The sequence below is a fragment of the Streptomyces sp. NPDC058375 genome, from assembly GCF_042723425.1.
Lineage (GTDB): Bacteria > Actinomycetota > Actinomycetes > Streptomycetales > Streptomycetaceae > Streptomyces > Streptomyces durocortorensis.
Genome location: NZ_JBHXJG010000289.1, coordinates 1 through 8645 on the forward strand (window position 1 = coordinate 1; position 8645 = coordinate 8645).

The following is an 8645-nucleotide window of genomic DNA, read 5'->3' on the forward strand; positions in this document are numbered from 1 at the left end:
GCTGCTCCGCTTCCTTCTTGCTACGGCCGGTGCCGGTGCCGTACGAGACACCACCGACGCGAGCGGCAGCAGTGAAGGTCTTCTCGTGATCCGGGCCGGTCTCCGTGACGAGGTACTCGGGGACTCCGAGGCTCTCGCTCGCGGTGAGCTCCTGGAGGCTGGTCTTCCAGTCCAGGCCGGCGCCGAGGTTCGAGGACCTGTCGATCAACGGGTCGAAGAGCCGGTGGACCAGCTCCGAGGCCGCGCCGAGGCCCTGGTCGAGATAGACCGCGCCGATCACTGCTTCCAGTGTGTCGGCGAGGATGGAAGCCTTGTCCCGGCCACCCGTGCCCTCTTCACCGCGGCCGAGCCGGATGAAGGAGCCGAGTTCGAGGCCGCGGCCCACTTCCGCAAGCGCACGCGAGTTGACCACCGCGGCCCGCAACTTGGCCAGCTGGCCTTCGGGCAGGTCGGGGTGGGTGCGGTACAGCGTGTCCGTGACCACCAGGCCGAGCACCGAATCCCCGAGGAATTCGAGCCGCTCGTTGGTGGGCAGGCCGCCGTTCTCGTATGCGTACGAACGGTGGGTCAGCGCACGCACCAGAAGGGCGGACTCGAGGTGATACCCGAGCCGCCCTTCCAGAAGCGTGTGGGACGAGGCTGTGTTGACGTTGTCTGCCTGCTTCTTGGCGCTGGACAACTCAGACATCGGGCCTCTCACCAGCCGCTCAGACCTCGAGGACCTGGCGCTTGTTGTAGGTGCCGCAGCTCGGGCACGCAATGTGCTGGAGCTTGGGCTCCTGGCAACGCTCGCACGAAACCAGGGTGGGGACCGCAGCCTTCCACTGCGACCGGCGGTGGCGCGTGTTGCTGCGCGACATCTTCCGCTTCGGAACAGCCACGGCTACTTCTCCTGCTTCTCGTCGACGCCCGGTTCGGCGCCGCCCATGTTGTCCTTCTCGCCGTCCTGAACGGTCTCGGCGAGTCCTTGCAGTGCCGCCCAACGAATGTCGACGGCGTCGTGGTGGTGGCCCGGATTCTCGTCCAGCCTGATTCCGCATTCGGAACACAGACCGGCGCAGGTCTCCTTGCACACCGGCTGCATGGGCAGTGCGAGCACTACCGCGTCACGCAGCATTGACTCAAGGTCGAACAAGCCGTCCTCGAGAAAGAACCTGTCCTCGTCGTCCTCGGCGTCGTCGGCCGGCTCCGCAGCAGTGCTGCGACCCCGGTCATCGGCGTCAGGGTACGAGAACATTTCCTGGAAGTCCGCGTCGACCTCTACGGTCAGCGGCTCCAGACACCTTACGCACTCCCCCTCGGCGGTGGCACGGGCGGTGCCTGTGACAAGCACCCCTTCCATGACCGATTCGAGGCGGAGGTCCAGCTCCACGGGTGCGCCTTCCGGCACGCCGATGACGCCGTCGATGCCCAGGACCGGTGAACCGGGTGCTTCCACCGAGCGGGACAGCCGCTTCATGGCACCGGGACGCCGACCCAGCTCGTGCGTATCGAACACGAGAGGGTTGCGGTGGTCGAGGTGGCCGTTCAGGGCTTTTCCTGCTTTCGAATCATGGGTGTCGCGCTGCGAAGGGAGGGTCGGTCGTCGGTGGCCCGGGGAACGGACCGCCCTCGTTTCTGAGGCGAAACGGGCAGCCGAGATCGCGGACCTATGTGCGACCGAGGATTCAGGATACTGGACGGACCGCTCAGCACCCAATCGGGGCAACCCCGACCGGGGGTCAGCGACCCTGCTCGTACCGGCGGAGCTGTTCCAGGTCGATCATGCTGGTGTCGAAGAGGCTGGTCTCGTCCAGCGCTCCCCCGCCCTGCTGGTCGGGAGCCTGACTCTGGCCCTGTCCCTGCCCGTGCTGCTGGGCCTGCTGCTGCCAGCCGTAGTCGGGCTGGCCGGTGGGCTGGGGCGGGTAGCCGTTCGGGTCGTAGCCCCCCTGCTGCTGGTACGCCGCGTACGGGTCGGGCTGCTGCGGGTAGCCGTACGCGTCCTGGACGTCCTGCTGGAGCGGCTGCTCCTGGTAGCCGTACGCCGCCTGCGCGTAGCTCGGCTCGACCTGCGGCTGCTGCGCCGGGTAGGCGGGCTGCTGGGGCGCCTGCTGCGGCTGCGGGGTGGCGAGCTCGGCGAGACCGGCCAGGTAGTCGGCGTCGCTGGTGTGGCCCTGGCCGCCCGCGGCGTCCTGGGCGGCCATGTGCGCGCCGAGGTCGTCGCTGGCGACCCGGCCGTGCAGCTTCTGCCGGCCGCGGCCGACCGCCTCCAGCGTCTTGGCGAGGACGGCCTCGAAGGCGCCGAACTTGGCGTCGACGTACGCGTCGGCCCGCTGCTTCAGCGTCTCGGGATCGGCGCTGCGCTCGGGGGCCTCGGTGAAGTCGGGATCCTCGTAGCCCTGCTCGTCCAGGCCCTGACCGCGGCCGAGGAGCTTCTCGCGGCCCCGGTCCACGGAGCCGATGGTCTTGGTGAGGACGACCTCGAAGTTGGCGAGCTTGCTGTCGACGTAGTCGTCGGCCTCGGCCCGGACCTCCTCGGCCTCACGGCAGGCCTCGGACAGGATCCGGTCGGCCTCGGCCTGCGACTGGCGGGCGATCTCGGTCTCGGAGATCAGCGAGGCGCGCTGGGCGTGCGCGGACTCGACGATCCGCTCGGCCTCCTGGCGGGCCTGCTCGGCGAACTGCTCGTGGCCGCCGATCAGCTCCTGGGCCTGGGCGAGCGAGCCGGGCAGGGCCTGGCGCACCTCTTCGAGCATGGCGAGCAGCTCGGCGCGGTTGACCACGCACGAGGCCGACATGGGCATGGATCGGGCGCTCCCGACCGCTTCGACGATCTCGTCGAGCTTCTTCTGCACGTCCACCGTGTGCTCGCCACTCTCTGCTGCTCTGTTGAAGCTGCTGCTCCGTTGGAGACGGACGGGACGACTGTAAGGCCAGTCGGCCGCCGCCCGACAGCTGGTGACGGCCCGTCAGTGCCTCAGCGTTCGCCGAGCCGCTTCACGAGTGCCTCGTGGACGGTCGGCGGCAACAGGTGGGAGACATCGCCGCCCCAGGTCGCCACCTCCTTGACCAGCGAGGACGACAGGAAGCTGTACGTCGGGTTGGTCGGCACGAAGAGCGTCTCGACGCCGGAGAGGCCGTTGTTCATCTGGGCCATCTGCAGCTCGTAGTCGAAGTCGCTGACGGCCCGCAGGCCCTTCACGATCGCCGGGATCTCCCGCTGCTTGCAGAAGTCGACCAGCAGGCCGTGGAAGGACTCCACCTCGACGTTGCCGAAGTCGGCGGTGACCTCGCGGATCAGCTCGATCCGCTCGTCCACGGTGAACAGCCCCTTCTTGGACTGGTTGATCATCACCGCCACATGCACCACGTCGTACAGCTTCGAGGCTCGGCCAATGATGTCGAGATGTCCGTTGGTGATGGGGTCGAACGACCCCGGACAGACGGCGCGGCGCACTGTGATTCCCTCGCTCTCCGGTCCGGTCATCGTGCGTCTTCGCACGTAGCGGCGGCGCGACCGTACCAAAGCGTTCCCTCGCCGTAGCGACGGGACCGCAGTGGCTCGAATCCGGCGGGCCAGCCGAATTCTCCGCCCCGGGTGCTGCGTTCCACGGTGACGAGCGCATCGTCGGCGAGCCACCCCTGAGCACGGAGTGTGAGCAGGATCTCGCGAAGATCGTCGTCGGTAACGGCGTACGGCGGATCGAGGAAGACGATGTCGTACGGATCGACGGGCGCCGGTCCTGTCACGATCTGTTCGGCTTTGCCGGTACGGACCTCGGCGCCCGGGAGACCCAGGGTGCGGACGTTGTCGCGGACGGTGCGGACCGCCTTCGGGTCGGCCTCCACGAGCAGGGCGTGGACCGCGCCCCGGGAGAGCGCTTCGAGGCCGACGGCGCCGGATCCGGCGTACAGATCGGCGACGCGGCTGCCTTCGAGGGTGCCGAGCAGCGCCTGCCAGGTGGAGAAGAGGCCCTCGCGCGCACGGTCGGAGGTGGGGCGGGTGCCGGTGCCGGGCGGGACGGCCAGGCGGCGTCCGCCGGCCGAGCCGGCGATCACGCGGGTCATGGGTGTCGGGTCCTCGGGGTCGGGGGCGTGCGGAAGGGCTCGCGAACGGGTGCGTGCCGTGCGTCCACGATATGGCGTGCGGCAGGCACCGGCCCGACCAGCGGGGCGCCCCCGTGCCCTCACCCCTTGTCGAGATACTCCTCCCGGTCCTTGTCCAGCAGCGCGGCCAGCACGGTGCGCAGCTCCGGCAGGTGCTCCAGCTCCGGGTCGGCGGCGACGATCGCCACGGCCTCCTCGCGGGCGGCGGCGATGACCTCCTCGTCGTCGATGACGGTGAGCATGCGCAGCGAGGAGCGCACCCCGGACTGGGCCTGGCCCAGCACATCGCCCTCGCGGCGCTGCTCCAGGTCGATTCGGGAGAGCTCGAAGCCGTCGAGCGTCGCGGCGACGGCGGAGAGGCGGGCGCGGGCGGGGCTCGCCTCGTGGGCCTCGCTGACCAGCAGGCAGAGCCCGGGGGCGGAGCCACGGCCGACGCGGCCGCGCAGCTGGTGGAGCTGGGAGACGCCGAAGCGGTCGGCGTCCATGATCACCATGGCGGTGGCGTTGGGGACGTTGACCCCGACCTCGATGACGGTGGTGGCGACCAGGACGTCGACGTCCCCGGCGGCGAACCGGCGCATGACGTCGTCCTTCTCGTCGGGGTGCATCCTGCCGTGCAGCACCTCGACGCTCAGCCCGGCCAACGCGCCCTTACGGAGCTCGTCGGCGATCTCCAGGACGGCGAGCGGCGGCCGCTTCTCGGGGTCCTCCTCGGCGGCCTTCTTCTTGGCCTTGCCCTTCTTGCTCTCCTCCTCCGCGTCGTCGCCGATGCGGGGGCAGACCACGTACGCCTGATGGCCGTTCTCCACCTCTTCGCGGACGCGTTCCCAGGCGCGGGCGAGGAAGTGGGGCTTGTCCTTGGCGGGGACGACATGGCTGGCGATCGGGGAGCGTCCGGCCGGGAGCTGGTCCAGGACGGAGGTCTCCAGGTCGCCGAAGACCGTCATCGCGACCGTACGAGGAATGGGGGTGGCGGTCATGACGAGGAGGTGGGGCGGCTGCTTCCCCTTCGAGCGCAGGGCGTCGCGCTGTTCCACGCCGAAGCGGTGCTGTTCGTCCACGACGACCAGGCCCAGGTCGTGGAACTGGACCTTGTCCTCGATCAGCGCATGGGTGCCGATGACGATCCCGGCCTCGCCGGTCACCAGGTCGAGCAGGGCCTGACGGCGGGCGGCCGTGCCCATGGAGCCGGTGAGCAGGACCACCTTGGTCCCCCGGTCCGAGCCGCCGAGCATGCCGCCCTCGGCCAGCTCGCCCATCATCTCGGTGATCGAGCGGTGGTGCTGCTGGGCCAGGACCTCGGTGGGGGCGAGCATCGCGGCCTGGCCGCCCGCGTCGACCACGGTGAGCATGGCGCGCAGCGCCACCATCGTCTTTCCGCTGCCCACCTCGCCCTGGAGGAGGCGGTGCATCGGGTGCTCGGTCGCCAGGTCGTCGAAGATCTCCTTGCTGACCTTCTCCTGGCCCTCGGTGAGAGTGAAGGGCAGCTTGGCGTCGAACGCGTCCAGCAGGCCGTCCGCGACGGGGCGGCGGGCCACGGCGGGGAGCTGGGTGTCGGCGTACCGGCGGCGGGCCAGGGCGACCTGGAGGACGAACGCCTCGTCCCACTTGAGCCGGGCCTTGGCGTCCTCGATATCCGCCTTGGTCTGCGGCCGGTGCACCTTGAGCAGGGCCTCGGGCAGCGGGGTGAACCCGCGCCCCTCGCGCAGGGCGGCGGGCAGGGGGTCCACCGCGTCCTGGGCGCTCGGCAGCACGGCGTCCACGGCCTTGGCGATCCGCCAGGAGTCGAGCTGCTTGCACGCGGGGTAGATCGGCAGCAGCCGTCCGGCGAAGGCGTCCACGGCCTCGGTGGCCTCGTCGGCGTCGGAGGCGTCGAGCAGTTGGTACGTGGGGTGGGCGAGCTGCATCTTGCGGTTGAAGACGGAGACCTTGCCCGCGAACATCGCCTGGCGGCCCGGCAGCAGCTCCTTGTGCGGCTTGTGGACTCCGTGGCCGAAGAAAACCAGCTGGAGGCGGCCGCTGCCATCGGTGAGGGTGACTTCGAGCCGCTTGCCCCGGCCGTTGTTGAACATCAGGATCCGGGCGTCGGCGACCTGGGCGACGACCGTGACGTGCTCGTCCAGCGGGAGGTCGGCCAGCGCGGTCAGCTTGCCGCGCTCCTCGTACCGCCGCGGGTAGTGGTGCAGCAGATCACCGACCGTGTGCAGGTCGAGGTGTTCGGCCATCACCTTCGCGGTGGCTCCGCCGAGCAGCTTCTTGAGAGGTTCATCGAACGAGGACACGCGATCCATTGCACACCACGGCACTGACAACTGTCCGCCGGGCACGGCGACACCACACCGACGGCTACTCGACGCCGATCAGCAGCGGCGCCCGCTGGTGCCCGCCCCGGTAGACCACGGTGTCCACGGCGAGATGGCCCTCGCGTACGTGCTCCTCCAGCGCGTCGGCCAGCGCGTCGGGCACGTCCTCGCCGAGGACGAGGGTGACCAGCTCACCGCCCGCCGCCAGCATCCGGTCGAGCACGGTGCGGGCGGTGTGCGGGACGTCGGAGCCGATCACGGCCACGTCGCCGTCGATCAGGCCGAGGATGTCCCCGGCCTGGCAGATGCCCGCCATGGTCCACGACTGGCGTTCGGCGACGGCCAGTTCGGCGTAGCGGGTGGCCCCGGCGGCCGCGGTCATGGCGACCACGTCCTCGTCGAAACCCCGGTCGGGCTCGTGGACGGCGAGCGCGGCGATGCCCTGGACGGCGGCGCGGGTGGGGACGAGGGCGACCCGGACCCCCTCGGTCCTGGCCTGTTCGGCGGCTGCGGCGGCGGTGTGGCGCAGGGCCGCGTCGTTGGGCAGCAGGACCACCTCTCGGGCGTGGGCGCGGCGGATGGCCTCGACCAGTTCTCCGCTGGCGGGGGGTTCGCCTGGGCGGGCGATGACGGTGGTGGCCCCGGCCTCGGTGCAGAGCCCGGCAAGGCCGTCTCCGGGGACCACCACGACGACGGCGCGCTGGGCGGGTTCGGCCTGGACGCGGACGTCGTGGCCGCTCTCGGTGGCGAAGTGGGTGATCCGGATCCGGTACGGCCTACCGGCCTCGACGCCCGCCTCCACGGCCGCCCCGGCGTCGTCGACATGGACGTGTACGTGCCAGAGCCCGTCACCGCCCACCACGACCAGGGAGTCGCCGAGGGCGTCGAGCCGGGTGCGCAGGCGGGCCACCTGCTCGTCGCGGGCCTCCAGGAGGTAGATCACCTCGAACGCGGGCCCGGCGCCCCCGTCCTCGGGGCAGTCGAGCGGCCCCTCCGCGGGAAGGCTCCCCGCCGCAACGCCCCCCGCCGTCACGCCCTCCACCGGGGTGCCGCCCACGGGCAGCCCCACCACGGAACCCCCGTCCACGGTCACGGGGGCCTTCGCGGTGTTCCCGGAAGCGGTACGGGGCCCGCGTACCGGAGCCTGCCCGGTCACCGTCTCCACCAGCGCGCCCAGAACCGCCACCAGCCCCCGGCCCCCGGCGTCGACCACGCCCGCCCGGCCGAGGACGGCGAGCTGCTCGGGGGTGCGCGCGAGGGCGGCGCGCGCCCCCTCGTAGGCGGCGGTGACGACGGCCCGCAGGTCGGGGTCCTCGCCTTCCTCGCCCCGGGCTGCCTCGGCGGCCGCTGCGGCGACGGTGAGCACGGTGCCCTCGACGGGACGGGCGACGGCCTGGCGGGCGGCGTCGGCGGCGCTGGTGAGGGCGAGGCGCAGATGGGCCGCGTCGCCGGCGTCGGCCAGTACCCCGGCCATGCCGCGCAGCAGCTGGGCCAGGATCGTGCCGGAGTTCCCGCGGGCGCCGATCAGGGCGCCGTGCGCCATGGCGCGTACGGCGTCGGCGGTGGCGGGTGCGCTCGTGCCGGTCTCATGGGCGGCGAAGACCGCTTCGACGGCAGCCGCGGCGGACTCGACGGTCAGGTAGAGGTTGGTGCCGGTGTCCCCGTCCGCGATGGGGTAGACGTTGATCGCGTCGATCTCCGCGCGTTCCCGGCCCAGGGCCTCCAGGGCCAGTGAGCACCATGTGCGTACCGCGACGGCGTCCAGGTCGTCGGGGAGCTGCGGCACCGATGGTCCTCCTTGAAGCGGCCGTGGCAACGGGCTGCACCGCAGGTTAGCCCGCTCGGCGGGGCCCCGGCCCGGACAGGGGGGCGGGAGGGCGGAGGGCTGACCCGTGGTAGTTTCGTATCTCCGAAGCAGGCGTTGTATGCTGCTCCGGTTGCCCGATGAGAGTCGGGCCATTCCTCCGGTACCGCCACTTCAGTCAAATGATTCCGGCGCGCCGGATTTCACTGTAAGTGCATCTGAAGTCTTTGGAGTGACCCGTGGCTGCCAACTGCGACGTTTGCGGCAAGGGGCCGAGCTTCGGCAACAACATTTCGCACTCGCACCGCCGTACGTCCCGTCGCTGGAATCCCAACATCCAGCGCGTGCGTGCCGTGGTCGGTCGGACGCCGAAGCGGCTCAACGTCTGCACCTCGTGCATCAAGGCCGGCAAGGTCGCGCGCTGACGTCCCCGTCGTAGCGCAGCCTTCCGG

Annotated in this window: 9 protein-coding genes; 1 reads left to right on the forward strand and 8 read right to left on the reverse strand. The window is 70.9% G+C overall.

Annotation, left to right across the window (positions count from 1 at the left end; all coding sequences use genetic code 11):
- From rnc to ACFWM7_RS30855, 8 genes are all read right to left on the reverse strand, one after another.
- A partial coding sequence (gene rnc / locus ACFWM7_RS30820; RefSeq protein ID WP_383266837.1) for a ribonuclease III occupies positions 1 to 688 on the reverse strand: 688 nt, incomplete at its 3' end.
- A 19-nt stretch (positions 689 to 707) separates the two neighbouring features.
- Entirely contained in the window at positions 708 to 881 is a 174-nt protein-coding gene (gene rpmF, locus ACFWM7_RS30825; RefSeq protein ID WP_003965982.1) for a 50S ribosomal protein L32, read from the reverse strand.
- Between the two features lie 2 nt (positions 882 to 883).
- Complete coding sequence (locus ACFWM7_RS30830; RefSeq protein ID WP_205080805.1) at positions 884 to 1498, reverse strand: DUF177 domain-containing protein; 615 nt, start codon at positions 1496 to 1498, stop codon at positions 884 to 886.
- Positions 1499 to 1721: 223 nt separating this feature from the next.
- On the reverse strand, positions 1722 to 2840 hold the full coding sequence (locus tag ACFWM7_RS30835) for a cell division initiation protein (protein WP_383266840.1): 1119 nt from the start codon (positions 2838 to 2840) through the stop codon (positions 1722 to 1724).
- Between the two features lie 116 nt (positions 2841 to 2956).
- Positions 2957 to 3436 carry a pantetheine-phosphate adenylyltransferase gene (gene coaD / locus ACFWM7_RS30840; RefSeq protein WP_007448181.1) on the reverse strand — a complete coding sequence of 160 codons (480 nt, stop codon included), beginning with the start codon at positions 3434 to 3436 and terminating at the stop codon, positions 2957 to 2959.
- A gap of 26 nt (positions 3437 to 3462) precedes the next feature.
- Positions 3463 to 4047, reverse strand: coding sequence for a 16S rRNA (guanine(966)-N(2))-methyltransferase RsmD (rsmD, locus tag ACFWM7_RS30845; protein ID WP_383266843.1), 585 nt, complete (start codon positions 4045 to 4047; stop codon positions 3463 to 3465).
- Between the two features lie 119 nt (positions 4048 to 4166).
- On the reverse strand, positions 4167 to 6377 hold the full coding sequence (gene recG, locus ACFWM7_RS30850; protein WP_383266846.1) for an ATP-dependent DNA helicase RecG: 2211 nt from the start codon (positions 6375 to 6377) through the stop codon (positions 4167 to 4169).
- A 55-nt stretch (positions 6378 to 6432) separates the two neighbouring features.
- Positions 6433 to 8175 (reverse strand): DAK2 domain-containing protein, encoded by a 1743-nt coding sequence (locus ACFWM7_RS30855; protein ID WP_383266849.1) that lies wholly within the window; start codon positions 8173 to 8175, stop codon positions 6433 to 6435.
- A 257-nt stretch (positions 8176 to 8432) separates the two neighbouring features.
- Between ACFWM7_RS30855 and rpmB the strand changes: the two genes are divergently transcribed.
- Positions 8433 to 8618 carry a 50S ribosomal protein L28 gene (gene rpmB, locus ACFWM7_RS30860; protein ID WP_026171429.1) on the forward strand — a complete coding sequence of 62 codons (186 nt, stop codon included), beginning with the start codon at positions 8433 to 8435 and terminating at the stop codon, positions 8616 to 8618.
- Positions 8619 to 8645: the final 27 nt, after the last annotated feature.